Genomic DNA, 25,719 nt, shown 5'->3' on the forward strand with positions numbered 1-25,719 from the left:
GGCTTCGCCGTCCTCCACTTCGTTCCGGCCTGTCGTCTCTCGCCCTGCGGTCGCGTGCCTCCGGGTGCGCGGTCTCGCCTGTAGCCCCAGCCGTCGGACCCCGTGACGGGGCCGCGATCGACGCGGCCTCCAAAACGGAGGTTCAGGAAAATGAACAGGAAAGAAGAGAAGCCGCGAGTCGACATCTACGCGAGGATCACCGATCGGATTGTTGCCGATCTCGAAAAGGGTGTCCGGCCCTGGATGCGCCCCTGGAGCGTGGCAAACACAGCCGGGCGCATAACCCGGCCGCTTCGCCACAATGGCGAACCCTATTCGGGCATGAATGTCATCCTCCTCTGGTCGGAGGCGGTCGCGCGCGGCTTCGCCTCGCCGGTGTGGATGACGTTCAAGCAGGCGGCTGAACTTGGCGGCCACGTCCGCAAGGGCGAAAGCGGCAGCCTCGTCGTCTATGCCAGCCGCTTCACCAAGACCGAGAGCGACGGCCGTGGCGGCGAGGTCGAGCGCGATATCCCGTTCCTGAAGACCTACACCGTCTTCAACACCGAGCAGATCGACGGCCTGCCCGATCGTTTCCACGTTCGGCCGCAGGCGGTAGCCGATCCTGTCGAGCGCATCGAGCACGCCGACCGCTTCTTCGCCAATACCAGGGCCGTCATCCGGCATGGCGGATCGGCGGCCTTCTACTCGCCGTCGAGCGATCACATCCAGATGCCGCCGTTTGAGAGTTTCCGCGACGCCGCCTCTTACGTTGCGGTGCTCAGCCACGAAACAGTGCATTGGACGGCGGACTCCCGACGGGTCGGGCGCGATCTCAGCCGCTATGCAAAAGATCGCACCGAGAGGGCGCGGGAGGAATGCGTTGCTGAACTCGGCAGCTGCTTCCTTTGTGCCGATCTGGGCATCGCACCGGAGCTGGAGCCGCGGCCCGATCATGCCAGTTACCTGGAATCGTGGCTGACCCTCCTGAAGTCCGACAAGCGGGCGATCTTATCGGCCGCCGCCGACGCGCAGCGCGCCGTGACTTATCTGCACGGCCTTCAGCCGCAGGCGGCCCAGGTTGCCGAGGCAGCTTGATGCTATACGTTCCGATCGCAACAGGGGATGGCGATGCGCCATCCCCGATCCGACTTAGCGTGCTGAGCCTCTGCGCCGGGGTGCAATCCACGACGCTGGTTCTTTTGGCCGCGCACGGCATCGTCGCGGCGCAGCCGATCACCGTCTTCATGACCGGTTCCGATGCTGGCGATCCGTTCGGGATCTGACGCTGAAGGCCCCGCCTTGCGGCGAAGCACTCGGCGATCCGTCACATCGGTCGGGGCCAGATCAACGCGGTCCCGGCATTCATCGACGATGTGCGGCGGTGGCGGCGTCGAACAGCCGGATTAGTCCACGTGATGGGGTGGCGCGTCTAGCGCCTGCATCGGTTTGCGCAGGGGCACCATGTTTCGACCGGTGAAGTTGAACACGGAACGGCCATTTCCCGGTGTGCGTGAGCTCTGCGGCTGACGGCACTGTCGCGAGCCGGGACTGGATGGCGCGCTGCCGTCACACGGTTGGATGCGAGGCCGGTGGCCGGTCGCCTGTCTTCATTCCGGGCGTTTTCGCGACGGGCACACCCACCTGCGTCCTCGATATGGCTGGTCTGACCGAATGCCGATCTCGCTGCGCTCGGTCTCGCTCTTATCCCCGCAACGGCCTTCGCGACTTTCTTCCCCTGCCGGCTCCGCCGCCATTCCTCGCGAGGCATGAAAGCCGATTTTGGCCGCCCTCCATTTCATTCCGGCCCTTCGGGTGCGGGTCGATCGCCTCCGGTCTGTCGACCGCTATCGAGGTCGCGATGGGCGCGGCCCGAGAAACAAAGGAATGAGACAATGGCTACCATCGGCACCTTCACCTCCACCAGCAACGGCTTCACCGGCGTCATCAAGACCCTCAACCTCAACGTCAAGGCCAAGATCGCCCGCGCCGAGCGCACCTCCGAAAAGGGCCCTGACTTCCGCATCCTCGACAGCCGCAACACCGAGTTCGGCGCCGCCTGGCAGAAGACCTCGAAGGAGACGGAGCGCGACTACCTCTCGGTCAAGCTGGACGACCCGAGCTTCCCCGCCCCGATCTACGCCACCCTGATCGAGGTTGAAGGCGAGGAGGGCCTGCAGCTGATCTGGTCCAGGCCCAACCGGGACTGAGGCTCCCGCAAGAGGGCTCCGCCGCAAGGCGGGGCCTTCAGCTTCTTGGGAGTGGACAGCCACAACCGAAGGGACCTTACATGACCACTACCGGAACCGCGGCAGCACGAGCCCTCCACCGCGACGATATCGCCATCTGGACGGACGGAACCTGGGCCCATCTCGGCGACGTCTGGAACGGCGGCTACAGTTTCATGTCCGACGACTACGAGATCGTGCACCTCGAAGAGGCGGTGCGGCTGAAGGAGCACGGGATCGACGTCGACGCGTAGAGTGCGGCGTCGGCGCCAGATCTCGATCCGGCACGCTGACGCGATCCCTGATCGAGATCGCGGTTCTCCTCTCTGTTGACGCCCGATCCTACGGCTCTTCGGTCCGTCCGTCCGCCGGCCCACCGGTCGATGCACGAGCCTTGCCCCGACCTCGCACGCGTGCCTGTTCACGGCCGAAGAGCGCGAGGTGCTCGAAGCCGAACGTGGGCCGACATCATCCGGTAGCGCGATGAAGCGCTCGCATTCGAGGAGGGGCGTAAGCCCTCTTTGTAGCTCGACTCACTGCATGTTGCGGGAGCATTGTCGGCGTTCACCTGCGCTATGGCGCCAGGTATCCGCGCCTGCGCTTGCTGCTCTCCAGCCGCCCGAATGCTTCGTCCGCCTTCGCACTGTCGTCGAAGGTCTGTATCATCGCCTGGCCATTCGTGCCGATCCGGCCCCAGTTGCGGATCAAGGAAGCGCCGCCGAACAAGGTTGGCTGAACGGACAGCATATAGAAGCGTCGCATGTTGCGGGAGTCATCGATGCGGCGAAGATGAAGCGGTCCTGGCTCGGGTTTCGGCATGGACGGATTCTCGCTTCCTCCGGAAGCGACGTCCAACGACTTTGGTGAATCGATCAACGCCGACCGATTCACGCTCTTGATGCATCAGTCACACCAGGGATGCCGTGATCCGTCCCACCGTCGAGCAAGCCCTTCCGAGACCAGTATGTCGCCGATCGAGCGGCCCTGGCGCGTGACGATGCGGCTTGCGTCCATACCGGTCTTCGTCGCGCCAGTCGGCGACGAGCGAGAAGCGGCCGGCATTGAGCAGGGCGTGCAGCCGGCGCTTTGCAGCCTCGCCGAGCTGCTTCGCGCGCGCGCAGCGCGGCGGGCTGAGTTCCGGCGTGTCGATATCGGTGATCCTGATCTTTTCGCCCTGATGCCGGAAGGTGTCGCCGTCAACGACGCAATTGGTTTGAGCCCCGGCATCGCAGATCGAGAATGACGCTGACAGCGCGTCTGCAACGGGACCCGTGAAAGACGTCAGCATGCTGTCGAGGCGGCCCGGCTCCTTCAGATGAAACGCGCCCAACGCTTCAACGGCGATGACGGCACAACTGCGAGGGAACGCAGGAGCGGCGCCGATTGCCGCACCGACGCACCTCGTCTCAAACTTCCGGACGATGAGGACCTTGTGCTGAAGCGTCTCGGCGGACGGCTTTTGCATCTGGCGACGTTGCTCAAGTCCGGCCCTGTCTCCCGTTCGGTCATGGCGAAACTACGCCCTCATGCTTGAGTCCTGTTTGCCGGGATCATTCAAATGCCACCGATCGGACACGCTCCGGCCCTGCATAGAGCAGGAGGGTTTGGGCGAGCCGCCTGCGGCGGACGGCTCTATTCGCTTCGCTCACGGAGCCCGCAAGCGGTCTCCGCCTGCCGGTGGCGATCCTCTCGCGGGATGAGACCCTCCGGATCGCCCGGCCGCCTTATCACGAGGGGTGCCCCTCGCTCACCCAGCCGGCTGGACGCCAGGTGACAATCACGCCTCGGTCTCCTTCCGGTGGAAGCGGTTCTCGCCGACGCAGGCCTTCATGTCAGCACGCCGGAACCAGATGGCGCGGCCGCAGCGTAGCGGTGGGTTGCCGGCGGTGAAGACAATCTGCTCGTCGGCCCGCATCTGCATCACCTCATGCGACAAAATCAGCGGTCGGCGCGTGAGCTGCTTGGAGCGTGTGCGGGACGAGCCCGACATTTGTGACGAGCGGCTGGTCTGGTCGACCTCGACCGTCGTGTCGCCGCAACGCTTCGAGATGTAGTCCGCCGTCTCCGGATCGTTGATTGCGGCGAAGGAGACCCATGACGCGCTCTCGAACCATTTCGAGGTGGCGTCACGGCCGCCATAGGCTTCGCGCATCTGCCCGATCGACTGGTAGAGCAGCGTCATGGTGATGCCGTACTTGCGCCCGGCGTCGCGTGCGGTTTCGAGGACGCGCAGGAAGCCCAGCCGCGCAACTTCGTCCAGCAGGAACAGCGTGCGGCCTTTCACCTCGCCGTTGCGATTATAGATCGCGTTCATCAGCGCGCCGATGATGACTCGGGCGAGACCCGGATGGGTCTCCAGCACCTTCAGGTCGAGCGCGATGAAGACATCGGTCTCGCCGGCCGCGAGTTCGTCCGTTGTGAAGCTCGATCCTGAGACCAATGCAGCATAGTTCGAATAGGAGAGCCAGTGGGTCTCCTTGACGGCATTGGCGTAAACGCCGCTGAATGTTTCGGGGGTCATGGCGATGAACGGCGCGACATTCTCCTTCACGAATGCGGATTCCGACTGGTCGTGGATTGCCGTCAGACGCTCCCGCAGCTTCGGTTCCGGCTCGGACAAGTTCGACCGCACCCGCCGGAGCGTCTGGTCCTTTTCTTCCGTATGACCCGATAGGCAGACGTCGGCGATTAGCACTGTCAGAAGCTGAAGCGCCGAGGCGCGGAAGAAGTCGTCGCGCGCTGACGCTTGGCGCGGATTGTCTGTGATGATCCATGTCGCGACCGCGACGATGTCCTCTTCCTTTGTGCTGCCGAAGCGGCCGATCCAGTCGAGCGCGTTGAAGCCGATCGCCGCGTTCCCCGGATCGAGCAGGAAGACATTGCGGCCCGCGCGCTTTCGATGATCGATGACCATCGGGGCGACCTCGCTCGACGGATCGAGGACGACGAGGCTACCACCCCATTTGAGCGCCGTCGGCACGGTGACGGAAGTAGTCTTGAAGCCACCCGAGCCTGCGAAGACGACGCCGTGCGACGAGCCGAACGAGCCGTCGAAGCAGAGGAGGGGAGATCGCCCGCCGGCCCCCCATGTTTCTCGCGCGTCGGCGCGGAATGATTGCGCCGCAACGCTGTCGCGATCGACGCGATAGCGTTCACCGATGACGATCCCGCCGCTGTCTGGAAACAACCGCGCCGCAGCCGGCATGGACATCCAGTCGGCCTCGCCATGCACGGCGCGCTTTCCGCGGATACGGCGAGGCGCAGCCAACGCGAAAGCTGCGTTTCCGTGCATCGTAACGCGCAGAGCGAAGCCGCCACAAATCATCGCGACCGTCGCCCCGACCATCGTCGCCGGATCGACATAGGAGAGGATCGCTTTGCCGGCCGGCACGCAATCGGCCAGCGCCGACAGCCGCACCGCCTCGCGCGCGACCGCTATCGCGATCACGCTGGCCGCGCCGCAAGCAACGCCCCATCCTGCGGCACGGATGGCGTTCGCGCCTGCCGAGGCGAAGAGGAAGATTACGCCGATGACCGCCGCCGCTATATATGGCAGGGCGATGCCGGTCCGGCCGAGCATCAGACGCGCCGCATCCGAAGTTCCGAACGTAACAAGCCACGTCTCGATACCTGAAATGCCGATGCAGGCGCCGAGCATCAGCGTGGCGGCTGAACCGGCGAGCAGGATCCTATTTGCTGTCATTGCCGAAGGCATCCGTGCCGATCGCCGACAGCCGGGCGCGCTCCGGTTCATCAACCCGAAAGCGCGAGCCGGCGTCGATCAGCAGGCCGAGCAGCAGCGCGCGTTTTTCGTAGCGAAGGCCCGCCTTCACGATCAGGCCGCCGAGCTCGATCTTCTCACGCGTATCTTTCTTTCTGGCCTCGGAGGATGTCGACCGGCGCATGCGCTCAAACCTCGCTATTGCCGCTCGCAGCCGCGCCAACCCCGACCACCGCGGCCCCGGCCGCCTCGCCCTTTCTGCCGGCGTTCCCTCTCTTTCCGGATGCCTTTTCGTCGCGATCGCGAAACCGCGCGGAGAGTTCCTCGAACGCCGCCAGCAGCACCGTTTCCTCGATCTCGATCTCCCCGAGACCTGCCTTCAGGGCGATGCGTCCGATCCGCTCGGCTTCGCGCGTCTCGGCCTGCCTGAGCTGGTCCTGGAGTTTCGTGATCTCTTCCCTGATCTTCGACGATGGTCTCTTCATTCCGGTTGGGCCTTTTGCATCTGGTCGTTTCTGGAGTTCGTCCAGAATCCTCCGGATGCGCGCTAGGGGCGACTAGTAAAAAAGCTAGTCGGCAGAGCCGACGCCGCCTGAGATCATCCCGCCGTTCCGAAGGAATGGATCCAAGGGCGCAGTAATACGTCGCTGACGCGACGTTCTGCTTCCGACCCCGCTGGGGGCGGCTCCAGTCCCGACGAACACGCTGTTCGTTTCTCGCCGGGAGCCCTCTTCGCCGTGGCCATCACACATTTCACGCCCCAGCTCATCGGACGCGGCAATGGCCGCAGCGCCGTGCTGTCGGCCGCGTATCGTCACTGCGCGAAAATGATCTACGAGATGGAAGCCCGCACCGTCGACTATTCCAACAAGCGCAATCTCGCCCATGAAGAATTCTTGGCGCCGCCCGACGCGCCGGACTGGGTATGCAAGCTGCTCGCCGACCGCTCGGTGTCCGGTGCGGCAGAAGCCTTCTGGAACAGGGTCGAGGCCTTCGAGAAGCGCGAGGATGCGCAGTTCGCGAAGGAATTCATCATCGCGCTGCCGGTGGAGCTGACGAAGGAACAGAACATCGCGCTGATGCGCCAATTCGTGTTCGAGCAGGTGCTTTCGCGCGGCCAGGTCGCCGACTGGGTCTATCACGACGATCCGGGCAATCCGCATGTTCATCTGATGACGACGCTGCGCCCGCTCACGGAGACCGGGTTCGGCACCAAGAAGATCGCCGTGCTTGGCGAGGACGGTCAGCCGCTCCGCACGAAAACCGGCAAGATCCAGTATCGCCTCTGGGCCGGAGAGAAGAAGGAGTTTCTCGAACAACGCAACGGCTGGCTCGACCTTCAGAACCAGCATCTCGCACTCGGCGGCATCGATCTGCGCGTCGACGGCCGCTCCTATGCGGAGCGCGGTATCGAACTGGTCGCAACGGCCCATATCGGCGTCGGAGCCAAGGCGATCCAACGCAAGGGCGAGCGGCAGGGATGGACGCCGGCGCTCGACCGGATCGAGCTGTTTGAGGCGCAACGCGAAGAAAACGCCCGCAGAATCCTGCGACGGCCCGAGGTCGTGCTGGACAAGATCTCCTCGGAGAAGAGCGTCTTCGACGAACGCGACATCGCCAAGATACTGCACCGCTACGTCGACGATGCCGGGACCTTCCGGCAGCTGATGGCGCGCATCCTGCAAAGCCCGGACCTGCTGCGCATCGAACGTGAAAGCGTCGATTTCGGAACCGGGGAACGGGTGCGCGCCCGCTATACGACGCGCGAGCTGATCCGCGTCGAGGCGGAGATGGCAAAGCAGTCGATCTGGCTTTCACAGCGCACGAGCCATGGCGTCCGGGAGACGGTGCTTCGCGCGACCTTCGAGCGCCATGCGCAGCTGTCGCGGGAGCAGCGCGTCGCCATCGAGCATGTGGCAGACGCAGCGCAGATTGCTGCTGTCGTCGGCCGCGCCGGCGCCGGCAAGACCACCATGATGAAGGCCGCGCGCGAGGCGTGGGAAATGGCCGGCTATCGCGTGGTCGGCGCAGCACTTGCCGGCAAGGCGGCCGAGGGGCTGGAGAAGGAAGCCGGCATCGCCAGCCGCACGCTGGCGTCATGGGAGCTGCGCTGGAAAGATGGCAGGGACGCACTCGATGCCAAGACCGTGTTCGTCCTCGACGAGGCCGGCATGGTGGCCTCGAAGCAGATGGCGCTGTTCGTCGAGGCAGCGTTGCGCACCGGCGCCAAGCTTGTCCTGGTCGGCGATCCCGAACAGCTCCAGCCGATCGAGGCTGGTGCAGCCTTCAGAGCGATCGTCGAGCGCACCGGTTATGCTGAACTCGAAACGATCTACCGCCAGCGTGAGGAGTGGATGCGGGTTGCCTCGCTCGACCTGGCGCGCGGTCGCGTCGACCAGGCCGTCTCCGCCTACCGCAAACAGGGCAGGGTGCTCGGATCGGAATTGAAGGCCGAGGCGGTCGCCAATCTGATCGACGACTGGAACCGCGATTACGATGCGGTGAAGACCACGCTGATCCTCGCCCATTTGCGCCGCGACGTGCGCATGCTGAACGTCATGGCGCGCGAGAAATTGGTCGAACGCGGCCTCGTCAGGGAGGGCCATGTCTTCCACACCGAGGACGGCGTACGGCGCTTCGACACCGGCGACCAGATCGTCTTCCTGAAGAACGACAGCGCGCTCGGCGTGAAGAACGGCATGATCGGCCGAGTGGTCGAAGCCGCTGCGGACCGGATCGTCGCCGAGGTCGGAGAGGGTGATCAGCGTCATCGCGTTTCGGTCGATCAGCGTTTCTACCGCAACGTAGATCATGGCTACGCGACGACGATCCACAAAAGCCAGGGTGCGACCGTCGACCGGGTGAAGGTGCTGGCTTCCCTGTCGCTGGATCGTCACCTGACCTATGTCGCCATGACCCGTCACCGCGAGGACATGGCCCTCTATTACGGCCGCCGCTCGTTCGGGTTCCATGGCGGCCTCATCAAGATCCTGTCGAAGCGCAATGCCAAGGAAACGACGCTCGATTACGAGCGCGGCACGCTTTACCGCCAGGCGCTTCGCTTCGCCGAAAACCGCGGCCTGCATGTGGTTCGTGTCGCCCGCACGCTTGTGCGCGACCGAGTCGACTGGACGCTGCGGCAGAAGCAGCGCCTCGCCGATCTGGCGCTGCGCCTTCGGACCTTGAGCGAACGCCTTGGCCTTCTCGATACACGTCCAACTCAAACGCTGAAGGAGGCCGCGCCGATGGTGAAGGGCGTGACCCTGTTCCCGAAATCGGTCCAGGACACGGTCGAGGAAAAGCTGCTTGCCGATCCGGTCGTGAAGAAGCAGTGGGAGGAGGTTTCGACGCGCTTCCGCTTCGTCTTCGCCGATCCCGAGACGGCCTTCCGCGCGATGAAGTTCGATGCGGTCCTCACCGATCCGTCGACGGCCAGGACGACGCTGGAGCGCCTGGTCAATGAGCCAGCAACGATCGGTCCACTCAAGGGCAAGGACGGCCTTCTCGCACGCAAATCCGACCGCGAGGACCGGCGCATTGCCGAGGTCAACGCGCCGGCGCTGAAGCGCGACATCGAGCGCTATCTACGACTTCGCGAAGGGGCGGTTCAGAAGATCGCAACCGACGAGCAGGTGCTCCGGCGTCGCGTCTCGATCGACATCCCCGCGCTGTCGCCCGCCGCCCATTGTGTTCTCGAGCGCGTGCGCGACGCGATCGACCGCAACGACCTGCCGGCAGCTCTCGGCTACGCCCTTGCCGACAGGATGGCAAAGGCCGAAATCGACGGCTTCAACAAGGCCATAACCGAGCGGCTCGGCGAGAGGACGCTGCTCACCAACGCCGCGCGCGAGCCGTCCGGCAAGCTGTTCGATAGGGCGGCGGAAGGTCTGGCGCCAGGAGAGCGTCAGAAGCTCGCGGAGGCCTGGCCGAACATGCGAGCGGCACAGCAACTCGCCGCGCATGAGCGCACGGTGGAGACGCTGAAGCGGACCGAGAATCTTCGCCTGTCACAGCGACAGTCCCCGGTGCTGAAGCAATGAGACACCGCCTGACCATCGCGGTGATTGCTATTGCGGGCGCGGGCATCGCAGCACTGGCCGGCATAAGCTGGCTTGGCGGTCTCCGGCTCAATCTGACGCCCAGCTACCCGCTCGGGCTCTGGAGCATCGGCCCGATGGATGGCCCGGCTGCTCTCGGAGATCTCGTCTTCATCTGCCCACCAGACACGCCGGCATTCCGGCTCGGCCGAGAACGTGGATATCTCCATCGCGGTCTCTGCCCTGGCTGGTTCAGCCCGCTCATCAAGACCATCACGGCGATCGAGGGACAGCACGTCGAGGTTGGCGCCAACGTCTCGATCGACCGGCGCCCGCTCGCGCATTCGCAGCTGCATGCCGCCGACGCCCAGGGCAGGACGCTAGCTCCATTCGCCGGGGGCATCGTGCCGCCGGCACACCTCTTTCTTCACTCTGATTTTGCAGGCTCTTATGACTCACGATACTTCGGGCCGATCCCCAGCGCCGGTCTTCTCGGCCGCGCCCGCCCGGTCCTCACCTTCGATCCCTGACACTGTGCGTGCTGTCATCCTGACGGCGGCCGCCTCGCTGGTTGGCGCTGTTGCCTGGAGCGGCGATCCGCTGACCCTGCCGTTCGCCTTCGCATTCCCGACACTATGGGCGCTATCGCCGTCCCGGATCGTCGCAGCCCTGGTATCGGGAGGTTATTTCCTCGCAGCCTCGCGCGGACTGCCGCAGGGCGTCGCCAATTACTATGCCTCCGATCTCTGGCCGGGTCTTCTGCTCTGGTTTACCGCGTCACTGGGCTTCGTCGCCGTGCATACGGCTCTGTGGACGAGCCGGCCGGGAGGGAAGAGGGCGGCGCGGTATGGTCTGGCTGCGCTCCTGATGGCGGTGCCGCCGTTCGGGATCGTCGGCTGGGCGCATCCGCTGACGGCCGCCGGCGCGCTGCTCCCCGGATGGGGGTGGTTTGGCCTGGCGGCCACCGCAGCCGGCCTTGTCACCATGACGACGAGAGTCTGGCCGGCTGCGGCGATTGTCGTAGGAGGGGTATGGCTCTGGTCCGTCGCATCGTGGACAGATCCATCCCCACCGAAAGGGTGGAAAGGCGTCGATCTGGAACTCGGCCAAAGCCTCGGCCGCAATGTCAGGCTGGAACAACACCATGACCTGATCGCCACGGTGCGGCGGTCGGCCGGCGAGGGCGCCAGTATCGTCGTGCTGCCCGAAAGCGCTCTGGGCTTCTGGACGCCGACCGTCGAGCGGTTCTGGCGCGACGAGTTGCGCGGCGTCGACATCACCGTGATCGCCGGCTCAGTGATCGTCGACGCGCGAGGCTATGACAATGTCATGCTCGCCATCTCCGCCGTGCGCGCCGATATTCTCTATCGGGAGCGCATGCCGGTCCCCGTCTCAATGTGGCAGCCATGGCTGGCATGGTCGGGGCAGGGCGGGGGCGCGCGGGCGCATTTCTTCGCTAATCCGATCGTCGAGCTCGGCGGCCGGCGGATCGCGCCGCTGATCTGCTATGAGCAGTTGATCCTTTGGCCGGTCCTTCAGTCGATGCTGCACGCGCCCGAGGTCATCGTCGCCACGGGCAATGGCTGGTGGACAACCGGCACCTCCATCGTTGGCATCCAGAAAGCCAGCGTCATGGCCTGGGCCCGGCTGTTCGGCGTTCCGCTCGTGACCGCCTTCAACCTTTGAACAGGGAGCTTTCCATGATCGACGCCGCCCTCATCCAGCAATGCGCCGACCCCGGCCTGAAGCCCGCGATTGTCGAGAAGTTCATCGCGGAGGCCGGCTCCAGCGATCCGCTAACAGTGACCGTCGGCGCTGGCGATCGTGTCGTGCTCGTGCCGAAGCCGCGCACTCCGGAAGAGGCATTGGCGCTCATTCGCCAGCATGTCGGCAAGGCAGTCGTGCGGGTCGGCGTCACGCAATATCCGGCCGGGCTAGGCGTCGCCGACGTCTCGGAACTAAAGCCCGAGCTTCTCGACGCCTGCGCCAACATACGCATCGGTACGACGCTGTTTGGCAAGGTCTATCGCATCGTCACGAAATGGTACGGCAGCGCGGTGGACGAGGCGTTGGACGATTCCATCTACGCCTGGAAGACGGGATACTTCGAAGGTAGGGCCGTGTTCAGCGAACCGGATCCCGGCGAGATGAGTCTTGCCGAGCCGAAGCAGGCGCCGCCCGAACTATCGAAAGAGCCCGGGTCATCGGAAGAGTATGCCTCCGAAGGGGCGTTAGCAGGCGGCGTTTCCGTGCAGCGCGACACCCTGCCCGGCGACCCAAACAAGGCGGCGATCCGAATCGATCTTTCCGGCATTGGCGGCCGCTCCCCCTAGTCGTCCCCCTAGTCTCCGGGACGCCTTTCACTCGAAGCGGGTGGAAACTCGCCCAACTTTTCTCTACAAGAATCATCAGGGCAGTACGCGCTGTCCCGGGGCTTAGAAACCCCTTGTCTACCGGTTGGTGCCGGCCGTGACGGCACCAGATCCTCTGACCTTTCGGCCGGGGGCCTGTGACGTATGTCCAGGTACCTCGGTATTAAAGGTCACGGGGACCGTGTAGACACGGTTTTCTAACCCCCGGCTTGGGTTCAAAGGATGTCTGTCGGCGGGGGCGTACCGCAGACGCCTTCTTGTAGAGATAATGATGTCAGATAATAATAATGGCCTTGTGCAGCCAGAGAATAAACTTGTCTTGAGGGCGGTCGTCGGCCTGACAGAGCATCTCCCTAAAGCAGATCTCGAACAGATCACAATCCAGGCGATCAAGGCTCACCGGCGCCTTCGTGACCAGGCAGAAGCACGTCAGAACGAATGGCACGCGATAGAGGCTGGCGATCCATCTGGCAAAACAGTAGGAGCCGCCCGTATCGCCTATGTTACGTCCATGATCGATATGCACGGCCAGCAGACTGTGTTGTCGACCTTGCTCGACGTTCTTGGCTATATTCCTTCCTTCCGAGGGGACTGAGGTTCGCTACCAATCCGGTCAGATCAGCTTGAGTTTTGTCGCCAACGCGGTTGCGTGAGCCAGAGTCCCGACGTCGAGCGCTTTGCGTGCGTTGTTCAGATGAAAGTTCACGGTTGCAAAGGAGATGTTCTCGATCGCGGCGATGTCCCTCATCGTCTTTCCCTCCGCCGCCCACTTCAGGCAGAGTGCCTGCCGGGCCTTTAGTTCGACATGAAAGCTTGCGGTTGGTTCGATGTCCTGCTGTTCGAGCTTAGCATGAAGCAGCGAAACGGCGGTGACGGCGGCGATCTGGTCGATATCCCTTTCAAGCGACAGGGCTGGCTTATTCGATGCTAGCGTCAGCATAGACATATGCCCAAATGCCGATCACTCCCGACTTGATGCCGAAATCCCCCGCTTCATGAAAGAAGCGCCGAACGCGCTTGTCCGCTGACTTATGAGCGTGCTCGGCCGCCCAGGCGAACGCCTGCATCCTCGCTCTGGCCATAGAGACGACGGGATCAACCTTGGTGTATTTCTGAAGCAGGTATCGAGCCTGCCATTCTGACGGATAGTTTGACACGGCGTACGTTCTGACGGGCTGTAGATTGACATATGCGTAGCAATCGAAACCGAGTCCTCGCACGAGTTCGGCGAGCGCTTCCTTCAACATCTCATCAGTTCTTGCAATGGAGGAGATGTCAGTTAGCTCGTGGAACGATACTCTCAATTGTCAGGCCTCCCTACGCCTTCGGTTTCTATCCCTCGGATCATGATTTCGATGAGATGTTTATGAAGGAGTGAATCGTCCTGATCAACCGCAATCCGGGTTCATGGCGAACGATGGCATGCTGCGGATCGGCTCATTCTGAAAATCTCCAGGTCCTGCGCCTGAACTCGAGTACGCACCTCGACCTCGCGTAACAGCTGCCGTACCTAACATTCAACTGATGCCAGTTCAGTCGGGTCGGCCGGATAGAGGTTCAGCCCTTTCCCCAGCTTTTGGGGCAGCAGTAGTAAATGTCGATCTTTTGAGGCGCCACGGCAAATGCCAGGATGGCGTGGGTGTTCGATGGCAACGCGTGGTTGGTCAGGCATCGAAGAAGTCCCAGCGAGCGCGGCATCCAGCGCCTCTAGTTCTCTTCATGCCAGAGCCTTCGAAGTCTCAGGCACGAGTGGGATTCGAAACATCGGAATGGAACCGGCTGAGACGTCCGTTGAAGCGAGATCGGCAGCTCGCCTCAGGGGGGCGCGTTCTTCCCCTTGAGTTGGTGGCCGCATCAGGGCAGAGAGCGAGCCATGGCGTTTCGTTTATTTTCTCCCATCCTGGCCGGCGCGACACTGCGCGAGCGGGTTCTCGCCTGCTTCGGTGCCTTTGTCGGCATTGCGCTCGCCGGCGCCGTGTGCGGCCTGGCGCTGGGCGTGGACCGGCTGCACCCGCTGATCGTCGCGCCCATCGGGGCGTCCGCCGTGCTCCTGTTCGCAGTGCCGGCAAGCCCCCTGGCGCAGCCCTGGCCGATCATTGGCGGCAACACGATCTCGGCGCTGGTCGGGATGGCTGTCGCCCATGTCGTGGGCGACCCGACGCTCGCCATCGGGCTGGCGGTCGCGCTCTCCATCGCCATCATGTCGCTGACGCGCAGCCTGCACCCGCCGGGCGGCGCGGCCGCGCTGACCGCAGCGCTCGGCGGGCCGGTCGTCGAACATGCCGGCTGGCTGTTTGCCTTCGTGCCGGTGGCGCTGAACTCCATCCTACTGGTGGGCGTCGGCATCGTGTTCCACAGGCTGGCCAGGCGAAACTATCCGCATGTCGCGGTGCCCGCCGCGAGCACCCACGGAACGGCCGATCCGCCGACGCAGTTGCGCTCGGGCTTCCAGCCTGGGGATATCGACGCGGCACTCGAAGCGCTGCACGAGACGTTCGACATTGACCGCGCCGATCTGCAGCGGCTTTTCCGGCAGGTCGAGTATCAGGCGCTGGCGCGAAACAGCGGGACGCTTTTGTGCCGCGATATCATGTCGCGCGATGTCGTGCAGGTAGATGTCGATGCGGACGTGGACGTCGCCCGCGCGCTGCTGCTCGAACACAATATCCGCAGCCTGCCGGTGATCGACGCCGCTGGCCGGCTGGCCGGCACGGTCGGGTTGCGCGAACTCGCCGACGCGCGCGGACGGGTCGGCGATGTGCTGTCGCGTGCGGCGACGCCGAGCGCATCGGCGCCCGCCATGAGCCTGCTGCCGGCCCTGACCGATGGGCGCACGCATGCCGTCATCCTGGTGGACGACGCGGGGCGAATCGAGGGGCTGATTACGCAGACGGACCTGCTCGCTGCCACGGCGCGCCTGGCGGTGGCCACGGCGCGATGAAGGTCAGGAGCCGCGCTGGGTGAAGCGGGCACCTTGGCATCTAATTGAGAATCCGCTCTCTCTCGATGGACAGTTGAGGCTCCATGAAAGGTCGCAATTTGGAGGCTAATGCCGTCAACTTCCCGTTGTGTCCTTGCACCTCATATCGTCGAAGGATCTCGACGTCGTGCTCCAGTGCCGCCCATTGCTTTGCATTGTAAGGTGGTCGAAATCATCACCAGCATAGCTGGCAAGTTGGTCCGTCAAGACCGGACGCGCCAGGCCGTTTAGAAAGAGGGGCGACACCAAGCCCGGTGACCATACCGTTTATAATGCGGACATGGACGAACACCGCTGGATACGGAGCGAGATTGCCCACCGGCACCCGATGCAACGAGTTTAGCCTTACGTTCCGCCTCAAATGCTGGATCGAGGCTTAGGTAAGATCCTTGCTCCCACCATCAGCCCCGAAATGCGCCCGGAAAGATGACGTCTTGGTCGACGAGGACGTTGAACTTGTATCCAGGGCGAATCTCCAGTGTCGGTTGAACGTCGAGATTCTTGTTGATCGTGCGTTCGGCGACGCGGCCGAACGTCTCCGCGAAATTTCTCCTCGCGGCGTCGGACGCCGTGTCCTGGGTGGCGAGCGTCGAGCTTTCGGGCACCGCCATGTCCATGCCCGTACCGATAATGGCGAGCAGAATCGCCGAGCCGAAGGTCTTCAAATAGCGGTTGTCGACCTTGTCCTTGAAGCCTCCGTAACCCCTGGCGTCGGTGCCGGCCATGCCGCCGATCTGAAGGGTGGAGCCGTTCGGGAAAATGATGTCGGTCCAGACCACCAACACCCTGGACTGGCCGAACGAGACTTTGCTGTCGTAGCGGCCGAACAGCTTCGTGCCCTGCGGGATCAAAAGCCGGTGGCCGGTGGCGCTGTCGTAGACGTTCTGGCTGACCTGCGCGGTGATGCGGCCGGGAAGATCTGAGTTGATGCCGGTGATGAGCGTCGCTGGGATCACCGATCCGCGCTTCAGCTCGTAGAGCGACTGCTGCGGGACGACCCGGTTCGGGAGATAGCCAAGCTCCTTGATGTCGGCGTTGTAGAAATCCTCCTTGGTACGCTGGGCGTTTGGATCGAGATTCTGCCCACCCAGCCCGGCCTGCAACGCGGCTGCGTAAAGGTCGGCGGCCGAGCCGGTCTGGCCCATTCCGGGCGAACTACCGTTGGCCGCCCCCGGACCGTTTCCTGCATCTGTCTGCCCCTGAAGCTTGTCGGTGCTCACCGCGAGCGGTGAATCATAAGCAGCATCGTTAGCCTGCAGACGGGCCATGCGCTGGCGGTGGCGCTCGCGCAGATACTGCTCCTCGGCTTCTCGCTCCAGACGTACCCTCCAGATCGCTTCCGGCTCAAGCTGCGGTTCCTGTCGCTCGACAGTTTCGCGCGCCGCCGGCTGCGGCGTGAACGGGTTGACGTTTTCCTCGCGTCGGAGCGGCGTCGGCTGGAAGGCGGGAGCCTCGGCCGGCTCACCGATGATGCCGTCGGAGACGCCACGCTTGAGCTGATCGGCATAGGTTGAGGCGGGGTTACCGGAACTCTCTCCGATTCCGGGATCGCCCCCAAAATATAACCCCCGAGAAGACAGCCCGTACATAATGACAGCAAGGAAGGCGATGACGAGGCCGATCGCGATGATGATCGGCAGCCGGTTCACCCTGCGGATTTTCGGTTCCGCACCCGCGGGCGCGTCGCCGAGCTTGAGGGACTGCACCATCCTCCCCCTCCCCTATCCGTGCCGCATGATGGAAAGCGGGCTGGCCGGCGTGGCGCCGGCTGCGGTAGCGTCATAGGCACGGCCGAGATCGATCGTACCCGTCGAGAGACGCGCCAGGACCTGGCCCTCAAAATTGTCGATGACATAAGCGAGTGGAACCAGCTTCTCCTTGTCGGTCTTCTGGTCGCTGACGACAGCATAGCCCCAGACCTTGAGCGAGGCCTCGAGCGCGCTTCCGAACGGCGAACCGTCCGGCTTCAGCAGGATCGTGCCGGCACCGGGCCCGACTTGCTCTGCAAGGCGGCTCACCATGTCGCCAGCGATGGCGCTGGCCGCAGGCCCCGAGAGTTCCTGTGGCGCGGAGCTGGCGACCAGGCCGTCTGCCCCGAGGGTCTGGCAGCCGGAGATGAATGCGGCGAGGGCGGCGATACCGGCAAGCCGGGAAAAGAGACTGTAGGTCCGCATCGCCTACCCTCCCCGCCGGATCGTGATCTTCTCCTGTTTCCAGCCGACGCCGGAGACGAGGACAGCGCGGTCGACATGGTAGTCGACCACCATCATGTCGCCCTTCATGCGATAATTTACGATGCGGTTCTCGCCGCCGGAGACGACAAATAGCACCGGGGCATCCTGTCCAGCGAGCGAGCGCGGGAACTGGATGTAGGTCTTCTGCCCGTCCGAGTAGACCCGCGTCGGCCGCCAGCCGGCGCGGCCGCTGACGCTGTAATGGAAATTGAGCTGCTCGGCCGGCAAGCCGGCGCCCGGGATTGTGCTTGCTTCCAGCCGCGCATTGATGTCGGCGAGCTTTGTCGAAACGTCCTCGGGATATTCAAACCCGACGCGCGCCATATATTGGCTCTGATGCGACTTGAGCTGGATGTGATAGGTCCGCCGCGAAGTGGTGACGACCATGGACGTCACCAGCCCGGGCTCCGAAGGCTTGACGATCAGGTGGATCGCCTGCCCGCCGACCGCGCCAGACGTTGCCGGCTCGACCTTCCATCGCACGGTGTCGCCGACTAGCACGTCGCGAACCACTTCGCCGGCCTGAAGCTCGATGTCACATACCTGCAGGGGCGAGCAGACCACCGATGGCTGCACCTCACCGAACAGGAAGATGACCTTGCCGTCAGGCCCCTTGGTCACGAGGCCGCGCGAACCACGCCATTGCCCGGAAATCCCGGCGCCCTTCGCTTCGTTGGCACTCATCCCCTGAGCCAAGGCAGGCGCAGTGGCGGTGATAGTGCCCGCTGCGATCAGGGAGGCCGACATCAGCGCAGCCCAAATTCTTGTCTTCGTGATGATCATCGGCGTGCTCGGGCCTTTCACAGCTGGGCGGTCCATTCGAAGTCCCGCAAGTACAGACCGATCGGATTGAGGCGGATCACGCCTTCGTCCTGCGGCGGGGTCAAAGTAACGGTCGCGACGCCGCGAAAGCGGCGTACGGCCGTCTCCTTGCCCTTCCGGTCGCGCTCATATTCGGTCCAGTCGATCTGGTAGCTCTGGTTCGAGAGCGGCACGACGTTGTTCACCTCAATGGCGACGGTGGCGTTCCTTGCCTTGTCGAAGGGCGAGTTGCCGCGGAACCAGGCGTTGATCTTCTCGGTTGCCGGGTCGGAGGTGCGCAGCAGCGCATAAGTGCGGTCGATGTACTGCTTTTGCACGACGGCATCCGGTGTCACCGACCGGAAGTTCGAGACGAAGCTGCCCAGCGTCGCGCGCACCACGCGCGGGTCCGCATATTCGATCTGCTGCGGGAAGCCGGTGCTCGCGGCCGTGCCGAGCTTGTCGACCTCGACGATGTAGGGGACGAGCTTGACCTGCGTGCTTTGATAGAGCGCGTAGGACGTGCTGATCACCGCCAGCAGCATGCCGACGATGCCGACTATGCGCCATGCGGCAGCCGCCTTCACATATGAGCCATAGCGCTCATTCCACTCCTGGCGGGCGGCGATGTAAGGATTATCGGGCGGGGTGCGTGCGGCCATGCTTCAGCTTCTCCGGCTCACTTGTCCTGCAGGGGCGACGGCGGAGGGGGAGGCGGTGCCTCCTGCCGGGTCTGGTCGAGCTTGGCGTTGGCAAGCCCGAGCAACGAACCGGCATAGGCGCCGGGCGAAGCAATGACCTTTTCCTTGGCCGCGGAGCCGGCCGCCCAGCCGGCATTGCCGATGCCCGATGCCATGCCGCGCAGAGCAGCGCCTGCCATCGAGGAGCCGCCGGCGCGCGCCGAACTCGCCGCGGACGCGCCTGATCTCGTCGCGCTCGCTCCGAGAAATGCCCCGCCTGCGGCCATCGTTGCGGCCTGTCCGCCATGTCGGAGCGCCTCCATGCCGCCGGCGATTGATGCGCCCTGCACGACGCCCTGGATGATGGGCGGCACGTACATGGCGATGATGAACACGACGACCGAAATGCCGGCAATGGCCAGCGTGGTCATGAACTGGTCGGACGTCGCCGTCGGCGCCTCAGCCAGGCCGAGCAGAATGTCGGAGCCGATGCGCGCGATCATCACCAGCCCCATCAGCTTCATGCCGACGCTGAACGCGTAGACCAGATAGCGGATGGCAAAATCCTTGGTGTAGGACGATCCGCCGAGGCCGAGCATGATCATGCCGGCGAGGAGCCCGACATACATCTCGACCATAACGGCAACAAAGATCGCCGCCACGAGGCTGAAACAGACCACGACGACGATCATCGCGAACACCGCGGCGATCGCCAGCGCATTGTCTTCGAACAGCCCGAACTGAGCCTGCTCGGACATCTTCGATGCGACGCGGATGCCGGCGTCAAAGATGTTGGCGGGCGAGGCCGATCCGCCATCGGCTCCGATCTGGAACAAACTGTCGACCACGGCCTTGGCGAAAGCCGGACCTTGATCAAGGATGAAGGCGAAGAGGCCGATGAACATGATGCGCCGAACCAGTTCCGCGAACCACGAATCCAGCGAGGCGGCGTTGATGGCGAGCCAGACGGCGGCGATGCCGATCTCGATCCCGGCAAGAATCCAGAACAGCGAGCGCGCCGCGTTCATGACGGTCGTTTCCCAGCCCCTGGCGGCCGTCACCACCTGGTTCTCCAGGGTGGTCAGCACACTGCCCTCCTGGGCGAGTGCCGGTACGCTTGCCAGCAGAACGAGCGCGATGGCGACGAAGGTCAGCTCGAGCGCGCAGGATGGGTTCGTCCTCACCATCGCGGCTTCATCTCCTGCCCGCCGCTTATATCGCGATCCGAATCGCCGCCGAGCAAGTCATGCGCCTTCTGACGACGGTTCTCCGTTGCGGCCGGCGTAGACGCCGCTGGCGCCGAATCTGGCGCGACGACGAACCATGCGATCATCAGGACGACGACGACCAGCGCGCCGGCGCTCAGCGCCATGACTACGATGCGGCTCACCAGCGGGGCTCCATGGTCTGGCCGCCACGAACATTCGGTGTCCCGGCGTTGAAGAACTTCTCGCGCCGCGCCTGGGCGAGGTCCTTGTCGGCCTGTTCGGACTGGAACCAAGTGCCCATCATTGTCGTCTGCTGCGAGACGAGCCCGCGCAGCTTCTGGAACTGCGCGACCTGCTGGGCAGCGATCTCATGGCCGACCTGCAAGGCCTTCATCTGGCCGTCCGCACTCTCCGACATCGAACGGAGAGAGCTCATCGTCGACTCCTCGGACGTGAACTGATCGGCCGTCAGCCCCGCTGCCTTTAGTGTTCCGGCGATGGTATCGCGGTTCGTTGTGGACCAGTTCTGATAGCTTGATGAGAAGCTCTCGCCGTTGGCGAGGCCTGTCTTGAAATCTGCAAAACTCTGGAAACGCTGTTTCAAAACGTCGTCGGCATTGGACATGGAAAACGCGATCCCCTGCCCTTGCGCGGCGATGTCGCGGAGGCGGTTGAGGTCGCTCTCGACCTGCCCCCAAATGTGGTTGGGCAGCTGCATCGTGTTCTGCAGCATGTTCTCATAGATACGGATCTGGTTCTGGATCTGCTCAGCCAGCTGCGAGATCTGCGTGATCTGATTGTTGATCTGCTCTGTCGACTTGCCGACCATCGTGATCAACTCGCCATTGTTCAGAAGCTGCGTCCATTCCGTCGCCTGCCCGGTTACGCCGCCCGACAGCGCGGGTGAAACGTTGAACATGCTGGTGGCAACCAACGCCGCGGCTGCGGTCCTAGCCGCGTTGAAGGATGGTTTCGGCATCGCCTATTCCTCTTTGCTGGAGCCAATGGACCGGCCAGTCGCCGCCGTGTTCGGCACTGAGCGCCTGAATACGCTTCAGGTCCTCCTTGCCGGAGGCGCCGGCGAAGGCGAGCGCGACGGGACCGAGCGCCATGTCGAACAGGCGGCGTCCGTCTGGTGAGACGACGTAGTATTCGCGCTTCGGCAGGGCAGTCGCGACGATCTCGATCTGGCGCTCGTTGAAGCCGATGCGCTCGTAGAACTCCCGCGTGCCCCGTTCGCGCGCCGCGCCGTTAGGCAGACAGATCTTGGTCGGGCAGCTTTCCTTCAGCACGTCGATGATGCCGGAACGCTCGGCGTCCGAGATCGACTGCGTCGCGAGCACAACCGCGCAATTGGCCTTGCGCAGCACCTTCAGCCATTCCCGGATCTTGTCGCGGAAAGTAGCATGGCCGAGCATCAGCCAGGCCTCGTCAAGAATGATTAGGCTGGGCGCTCCCGTCAGGCGCGTCTCGATGCGCCGGAACAAATAGAGCAGGACCGGAACGAGGCTCCGCTCGCCCATGTTCATCAGCTGCTCGATCTCGAAGGTCTGGAAAGAGCCCAGCGACAGGCCGTCCCTCTCGGCGTCGAGAAGCTGCCCCAACGGTCCGTCGACCGTGTAGTGATGCAACGCCTCCTTGACCTCGCGCAGTTGGACGCCGGAGACGAAGTCCGACAGCGACCTGCCGCTGGAATCCGCCATCAGCGCGACCTGCCGCGAGATCGCATTGCGGTGATCCGGCGTGATGGGCACGCCCTGCAGCACAACCAGCGTCTCGATCCATTCCGACGCCCAGGCCCGATCCCCGTCCGTCGCGAGATCGGAAAGCGGGCAGAAAGCCAGGCGAGGACCACCCTCCCCTTCGGTCTCGCCGATCTCGTAATGGTCGCCGCCGGCGGCCAGCGTCAGCGGCAGCATCGAGCGGCCCTTGTCGAAGGCGAAGATCTGCGCGAAGGTGTAGCGGCGGAACTGCGCCGCAATCAGCGAAAGCAATGTCGATTTGCCGGAACCGGTCGGACCGAAGATCAGCGTGTGGCCGACATCGTCGACATGCAGATTCAGCCGGAAGGGAGTGGAGCCGCTGGCGACCAGCATCAGCGGCGGCGAGGCCGGCGGATAGAACGGACAAGGTGCTGCCGCGGCGCCTGACCAGACAGAATTGAGCGGGATCAGGTCCGCGAGGTTGCGCGTGTTGATCAGCGGCTCGCGAATATTGGCGTACCAGTTGCCCGGCAGGCTGCCGAGGAAGGCCTCGGTCGCGTTTACCGTCTCGATCCGCGCCCCAAAACCCTCGGCCTGGATCAGGCGGCGCACGGCCTCCGCCTTCTCGCGCAAACGGGCTTCGTCGTCGTCGAAGAGGACGATGACCGGCGTGTAGTAGCCATAGGCGACGAGTTGCGAGGACGCCTGCGCGATCGCGTCTTCTGTTTCGGCCACCATCATCATTGCGTCCTGGTCGACCGAGCGCGATTGCGTCTGAAAGAGCTGGTCGAAGAAGGGCCTGACCTTCTGCTGCCATTTCTTCCGAGTGCGTTCGAGCTTCTGGCGCGCTTCCTGATCGTCGAGGAAGATGAAGCGGCTGGACCAGCGATAGGTGAGCGGCATCAGGTCGAGCGAATTGAGGATGCCGGGCCAGCTCTCGGCCGGGAAGCCGTCGATCGCCACTACCGCGAGGTAGTGGTTCTCGACCATCGGCGAAAGGCCGTGATCGAACTCAGCCGTTGCCAGCCAGTCGAGATACATCGGGATCTCTGGCAACCGGATCGGATGGTTCTCGCCGGTGATGCAGAAGCGGATGAATTGGAACAGCTCGTCGTACCGCGCGATCCGGAAGCCGCCGCGCTCCTCGACCGATTGGGTCACCATGCGCCGGATCGACAGCAAATTGCCGAGATACTGCTCGACCTCGCGGATCGATGTCTGGAAGCTGTCGAGCACGGTGTCGGCATAACGCGCTGCGCGGCTCTCGCTGTCGGAATAGACATAGCGCGCGAGTCCGGAGCGCGTCTTCTCCGGGGGTCTCCAGGTCAGGATCAGTGCGTGCCGGCTCTCGTAATGCCCCCTCTCCTTCTGGAAATGCGCCTGCCGCTCGCCGTCGATCGCCAGCGTTACCGGATCGGGAAAATGGCATTGCTCGCGCGCCGGGTAATCCGACGTCTCCACACGAACCGCCTCCACCTGGATCATCCAGCCGGAGCCGAGCCGTGACAGAACTGTGTTGATCTGACGCGAGACCTCGTTGCGCTCGGCATCCGTCGAACTCTCCGAATCCGGGCCGGCGAAGTACCAGCCCGCCATCAGCGATCCATCCTTGAGCAGGATCACGCCGTTGGCGACGAGCGCGGCGTAGGGGACCAGATCCGAGAAGGACGGCCCTGAATGGCGGAAGGAGCGCAGTGCAGCCATGTCGTCGCCCTCAGAACGTGCGCCAGGGCGTCGACGTTGGCCGATAGTGCGGCCGGTACGTGACATGGCGTGCGTAGACACGGCGCATCATGGGATCGGCCTTGGCCATCATCCGTAGCGCAGCAATGACGACCATCCAGACCGCGATGCCGAACAGCGCCGAATAGAGTGTCAGCACCACGAAGATCAGGATGATGGCCGCGAGGCCTGTCAGCAAGACCAACTCGCGATCCGCGCCGATCAGGAGGTTCGGCCGCGACAATGCCCGATGGATGCGCGATCGGTCGAGGCCGGAGCCGGGAACAGAGGCGGTCTCAGACACGAGCGCCCTCCCCTGCCCTTTCGACTTTCGGTGTGAGCGCTGCATCGCCGATGGATGCGCCGGCCGCACCGAACAGAGCGACGATCTGGGTGGCGCCGAGCAGGATGCCTGCGACGAGTACGACGTATATCAGGCGCCGCGCGAAATCGTTCAACTCGCCGCCGAAGATCAGCATGCCGCCGGCGATCGCAACGGCGGCGAGCGCGATGAACCCCGCGACCGGCCCGGTGATCGATTGCTGGATCTGCTGCAGTGGACCCTCCCATGGCAAGCCACCGCCGCCAGCGGCAAGAGCCGGTTCGGCAAGTAGGCCAAGAGCAAGGGCCGAGATCGCGAGCGCGCAAATCCGTTCAGGCGACATGGCGTTCTTTCTTTCGTGAGTAGGATTCGGTCTGGTAGCGGCCGTTGGTGAAGTTCTCCACATGGAGGATGTCGCGAACGATGCGGCCCTTCGGCGCGCGCTCGATCGAGACGATCAGATCGACCGCTTCGCCGATCACCTCGCGCATCGGCTGCTGGCTTGCCTCGGCCGTAAGCTGTTCGAGGCGGCGCAGTCCCGACTCGGCCGTATTGGAGTGGATTGTCGTTACGCCGCCCGGATGGCCAGTATTCCACGCTTTCAGCAGCGTCAGCGCCGCCCCGTCGCGAACTTCGCCGACGATGATGCGATCTGGGCGAAGCCGCATCGTGCTCTTCAGAAGCCGCGCCATGTCGATCGTGTCACTGGTATGCAGCGCCACTGCATTCTCGGCCGCACACTGGATTTCTGCCGTGTCCTCCAGAATCAACAGCCGGTCGCCCGGCGCGATCTCGACAATCTCGGCGATCACGGCATTCGCGAGCGTTGTCTTCCCAGATCCGGTTCCGCCGGAAATCACGATGTTGAGGCGCGACGCGATGGCGTTGCGGATGACGCAAACCTGTTGCTCCGTCATCACCTTGCTGGCGACATAGTCATCCAGCGGAATCAACCGCGACGCGCGCCGCCGGATGGTGAAGGTCGGGGACGCGACAACGGGCGGCAGCAATCCCTCGAAACGGTGCCCGCCAATTGGCATTTCGCCCGAGATGATAGGCCGGTCGTCGTCGGCTTCCGAATGGAGCGCGTGGGCGACGCTACCGATGACGATCTCCGCTGTCGCCGCATTCATCACACCGGCGGGCGCCACGCCGTGGCCGAGTCGCTCGATGAACAGCCTGCCGTTCGGGTTGAGCATGATCTCGACGACTGTCGGATCGTCGAGGGCGACGCAGAGCTGGTCGCCGAGCGCTTCCTGCAGTTTGCGGATCAAGCGCGGATGGGAGCGAAGCGGGGCCATGGGTTTGGTCCTCGTTGCTCACACAGACTGCGCGCGGCAAGCGTCGAAGGTCGAGCCGTATCCGGCCGGACGAACGAAACTGGACTTGTCGGCGGGCAGAGAGCCCACAACGGTGGTGGTGTCACCCATCTCAGCGTGGTTTCGTGCAGCAAGGGCGAGGGCTTGCATCAGTATTGCTCCGATTCGATTTCTTTCGGAGACAACTGCCCACGATGCGGTTCTCGTCGCGACTAGCGAAAGTATGAGTGCGATTCTCGCCGCGGAGCGTGTTGAGTCGGGTCCGTAGGATAATATTGCCGGTTCACCCCGCTCAAAGGGTCAAAACACACTAGTAAATGTACTAGTCGCCCTTGGGTCGCAGCGTTCGCGAGCCAGCGCCGTATTGCATTGGATTATAACGAGAAAAGGCTCGTTTTTGAAGCGGCTGGCAG

General features: G+C 63.7%; 28 protein-coding genes and 1 pseudogene. 10 read left to right on the top strand and 19 right to left on the bottom strand.

The window, feature by feature from the left end:
- Positions 1 to 150 precede the first annotated feature (150 nt).
- The 4 genes from GA830_RS19335 to GA830_RS19350 all read left to right on the top strand — a co-directional run bounded on the left by GA830_RS19335 (position 151) and on the right by GA830_RS19350 (position 2,461).
- Entirely contained in the window at positions 151 to 1,077 is a 927-nt protein-coding gene (locus tag GA830_RS19335) for an ArdC family protein (protein ID WP_195165241.1), read from the top strand.
- Positions 1,077 to 1,265 carry a hypothetical protein gene (locus tag GA830_RS19340; RefSeq protein ID WP_195165291.1) on the top strand — a complete coding sequence of 63 codons (189 nt, stop codon included), beginning with the start codon at positions 1,077 to 1,079 and terminating at the stop codon, positions 1,263 to 1,265. Before GA830_RS19335 ends, GA830_RS19340 begins: the two co-directional genes overlap by 1 nt.
- Before the next feature lie 609 nt (positions 1,266 to 1,874).
- On the top strand, positions 1,875 to 2,189 hold the full coding sequence (locus GA830_RS19345; RefSeq protein WP_195165242.1) for a DUF736 domain-containing protein: 315 nt from the start codon (positions 1,875 to 1,877) through the stop codon (positions 2,187 to 2,189).
- An 80-nt stretch (positions 2,190 to 2,269) separates the two neighbouring features.
- On the top strand, positions 2,270 to 2,461 hold the full coding sequence (locus GA830_RS19350; protein WP_195165243.1) for a hypothetical protein: 192 nt from the start codon (positions 2,270 to 2,272) through the stop codon (positions 2,459 to 2,461).
- Between the two features lie 319 nt (positions 2,462 to 2,780).
- Here GA830_RS19350 and GA830_RS19355 read toward each other — a convergent pair whose 3' ends face one another.
- The 5 genes and pseudogenes from GA830_RS19355 to traC all read right to left on the bottom strand — a co-directional run bounded on the left by GA830_RS19355 (position 2,781) and on the right by traC (position 6,413).
- A complete protein-coding gene (locus tag GA830_RS19355) occupies positions 2,781 to 3,026 on the bottom strand; it encodes a WGR domain-containing protein (RefSeq protein ID WP_195165244.1) in 246 nt (81 codons plus the stop codon).
- Positions 3,027 to 3,110: 84 nt separating this feature from the next.
- A pseudogene (locus GA830_RS19360) lies at positions 3,111 to 3,495 on the bottom strand (thermonuclease family protein).
- 489 nt (positions 3,496 to 3,984) lie between these two features.
- On the bottom strand, positions 3,985 to 5,910 hold the full coding sequence (traG, locus tag GA830_RS19365; RefSeq protein ID WP_195165245.1) for a Ti-type conjugative transfer system protein TraG: 1,926 nt from the start codon (positions 5,908 to 5,910) through the stop codon (positions 3,985 to 3,987).
- Positions 5,897 to 6,112 (bottom strand): type IV conjugative transfer system coupling protein TraD, encoded by a 216-nt coding sequence (gene traD / locus GA830_RS19370; RefSeq protein ID WP_195165246.1) that lies wholly within the window; start codon positions 6,110 to 6,112, stop codon positions 5,897 to 5,899. Before traD ends, traG begins: the two co-directional genes overlap by 14 nt.
- A gap of 4 nt (positions 6,113 to 6,116) precedes the next feature.
- Positions 6,117 to 6,413, bottom strand: coding sequence for a conjugal transfer protein TraC (gene traC / locus GA830_RS19375; protein ID WP_195165247.1), 297 nt, complete (start codon positions 6,411 to 6,413; stop codon positions 6,117 to 6,119).
- A gap of 252 nt (positions 6,414 to 6,665) precedes the next feature.
- Between traC and traA the strand changes: the two genes are divergently transcribed.
- The 5 genes from traA to GA830_RS19400 all read left to right on the top strand — a co-directional run bounded on the left by traA (position 6,666) and on the right by GA830_RS19400 (position 12,932).
- Entirely contained in the window at positions 6,666 to 9,968 is a 3,303-nt protein-coding gene (traA, locus tag GA830_RS19380) for a Ti-type conjugative transfer relaxase TraA (protein WP_195165248.1), read from the top strand.
- Positions 9,965 to 10,495 carry a conjugative transfer signal peptidase TraF gene (gene traF / locus GA830_RS19385; RefSeq protein ID WP_195165249.1) on the top strand — a complete coding sequence of 177 codons (531 nt, stop codon included), beginning with the start codon at positions 9,965 to 9,967 and terminating at the stop codon, positions 10,493 to 10,495. Before traA ends, traF begins: the two co-directional genes overlap by 4 nt.
- A complete protein-coding gene (locus tag GA830_RS19390; protein WP_195165250.1) occupies positions 10,416 to 11,651 on the top strand; it encodes a conjugal transfer protein TraB in 1,236 nt (411 codons plus the stop codon). Before traF ends, GA830_RS19390 begins: the two co-directional genes overlap by 80 nt.
- Before the next feature lie 14 nt (positions 11,652 to 11,665).
- Positions 11,666 to 12,298 (top strand): TraH family protein, encoded by a 633-nt coding sequence (locus GA830_RS19395; RefSeq protein ID WP_195165251.1) that lies wholly within the window; start codon positions 11,666 to 11,668, stop codon positions 12,296 to 12,298.
- A gap of 307 nt (positions 12,299 to 12,605) precedes the next feature.
- On the top strand, positions 12,606 to 12,932 hold the full coding sequence (locus GA830_RS19400) for a transcriptional repressor TraM (RefSeq protein WP_195165252.1): 327 nt from the start codon (positions 12,606 to 12,608) through the stop codon (positions 12,930 to 12,932).
- 18 nt (positions 12,933 to 12,950) lie between these two features.
- Here GA830_RS19400 and GA830_RS20230 read toward each other — a convergent pair whose 3' ends face one another.
- Entirely contained in the window at positions 12,951 to 13,277 is a 327-nt protein-coding gene (locus GA830_RS20230; protein ID WP_258045743.1) for a LuxR C-terminal-related transcriptional regulator, read from the bottom strand.
- Positions 13,255 to 13,584, bottom strand: a complete 330-nt coding sequence (locus GA830_RS20235) for an autoinducer binding domain-containing protein (protein ID WP_258045744.1) — start codon at positions 13,582 to 13,584, stop codon at positions 13,255 to 13,257. The genes GA830_RS20230 and GA830_RS20235 overlap by 23 nt, the downstream gene beginning before the upstream one ends.
- Before the next feature lie 626 nt (positions 13,585 to 14,210).
- On the opposite strand from GA830_RS20235, the gene GA830_RS19410 reads away from it, so the two are divergent.
- Positions 14,211 to 15,278 carry an HPP family protein gene (locus GA830_RS19410; protein ID WP_195165253.1) on the top strand — a complete coding sequence of 356 codons (1,068 nt, stop codon included), beginning with the start codon at positions 14,211 to 14,213 and terminating at the stop codon, positions 15,276 to 15,278.
- 440 nt (positions 15,279 to 15,718) lie between these two features.
- On the opposite strand, the gene trbI is transcribed toward GA830_RS19410, so the two are convergent.
- The 12 genes from trbI to GA830_RS19470 are packed head-to-tail and all read right to left on the bottom strand — an operon-like array spanning position 15,719 to position 25,456.
- Positions 15,719 to 17,026 (bottom strand): IncP-type conjugal transfer protein TrbI, encoded by a 1,308-nt coding sequence (gene trbI / locus GA830_RS19415; RefSeq protein ID WP_195165254.1) that lies wholly within the window; start codon positions 17,024 to 17,026, stop codon positions 15,719 to 15,721.
- Between the two features lie 12 nt (positions 17,027 to 17,038).
- Positions 17,039 to 17,491, bottom strand: a complete 453-nt coding sequence (trbH, locus tag GA830_RS19420; RefSeq protein WP_195165255.1) for a conjugal transfer protein TrbH — start codon at positions 17,489 to 17,491, stop codon at positions 17,039 to 17,041.
- Positions 17,492 to 17,494: 3 nt separating this feature from the next.
- Entirely contained in the window at positions 17,495 to 18,334 is an 840-nt protein-coding gene (gene trbG, locus GA830_RS19425; RefSeq protein ID WP_195165287.1) for a P-type conjugative transfer protein TrbG, read from the bottom strand.
- 17 nt (positions 18,335 to 18,351) lie between these two features.
- On the bottom strand, positions 18,352 to 19,014 hold the full coding sequence (locus tag GA830_RS19430; RefSeq protein ID WP_195165256.1) for a conjugal transfer protein TrbF: 663 nt from the start codon (positions 19,012 to 19,014) through the stop codon (positions 18,352 to 18,354).
- A gap of 17 nt (positions 19,015 to 19,031) precedes the next feature.
- Positions 19,032 to 20,219 carry a P-type conjugative transfer protein TrbL gene (gene trbL / locus GA830_RS19435; protein WP_195165257.1) on the bottom strand — a complete coding sequence of 396 codons (1,188 nt, stop codon included), beginning with the start codon at positions 20,217 to 20,219 and terminating at the stop codon, positions 19,032 to 19,034.
- Positions 20,213 to 20,422, bottom strand: coding sequence for an entry exclusion protein TrbK (gene trbK / locus GA830_RS19440; RefSeq protein ID WP_258045720.1), 210 nt, complete (start codon positions 20,420 to 20,422; stop codon positions 20,213 to 20,215). Before trbK ends, trbL begins: the two co-directional genes overlap by 7 nt.
- Positions 20,419 to 21,159, bottom strand: a complete 741-nt coding sequence (gene trbJ / locus GA830_RS19445; RefSeq protein WP_258045749.1) for a P-type conjugative transfer protein TrbJ — start codon at positions 21,157 to 21,159, stop codon at positions 20,419 to 20,421. The genes trbK and trbJ overlap by 4 nt, the downstream gene beginning before the upstream one ends.
- A 31-nt stretch (positions 21,160 to 21,190) precedes the next feature.
- Positions 21,191 to 23,647, bottom strand: coding sequence for a conjugal transfer protein TrbE (locus GA830_RS19450; RefSeq protein WP_195165259.1), 2,457 nt, complete (start codon positions 23,645 to 23,647; stop codon positions 21,191 to 21,193).
- Between the two features lie 10 nt (positions 23,648 to 23,657).
- Entirely contained in the window at positions 23,658 to 23,969 is a 312-nt protein-coding gene (locus GA830_RS19455) for a conjugal transfer protein TrbD (protein WP_258045721.1), read from the bottom strand.
- The gene (locus GA830_RS19460; RefSeq protein ID WP_195165134.1) at positions 23,962 to 24,330 is read right to left on the bottom strand and encodes a TrbC/VirB2 family protein; all 369 of its coding nucleotides are present in this window, start codon (positions 24,328 to 24,330) and stop codon (positions 23,962 to 23,964) included. Before GA830_RS19460 ends, GA830_RS19455 begins: the two co-directional genes overlap by 8 nt.
- Complete coding sequence (gene trbB, locus GA830_RS19465; protein ID WP_195165135.1) at positions 24,320 to 25,288, bottom strand: P-type conjugative transfer ATPase TrbB; 969 nt, start codon at positions 25,286 to 25,288, stop codon at positions 24,320 to 24,322. Before trbB ends, GA830_RS19460 begins: the two co-directional genes overlap by 11 nt.
- An 18-nt stretch (positions 25,289 to 25,306) precedes the next feature.
- Positions 25,307 to 25,456 carry a hypothetical protein gene (locus tag GA830_RS19470; protein WP_195165136.1) on the bottom strand — a complete coding sequence of 50 codons (150 nt, stop codon included), beginning with the start codon at positions 25,454 to 25,456 and terminating at the stop codon, positions 25,307 to 25,309.
- Positions 25,457 to 25,719 lie beyond the last annotated feature (263 nt).

The sequence above is a fragment of the Mesorhizobium sp. NBSH29 genome (genome assembly GCF_015500055.1).
In the GTDB taxonomy this organism is placed as follows: domain Bacteria; phylum Pseudomonadota; class Alphaproteobacteria; order Rhizobiales; family Rhizobiaceae; genus Neomesorhizobium.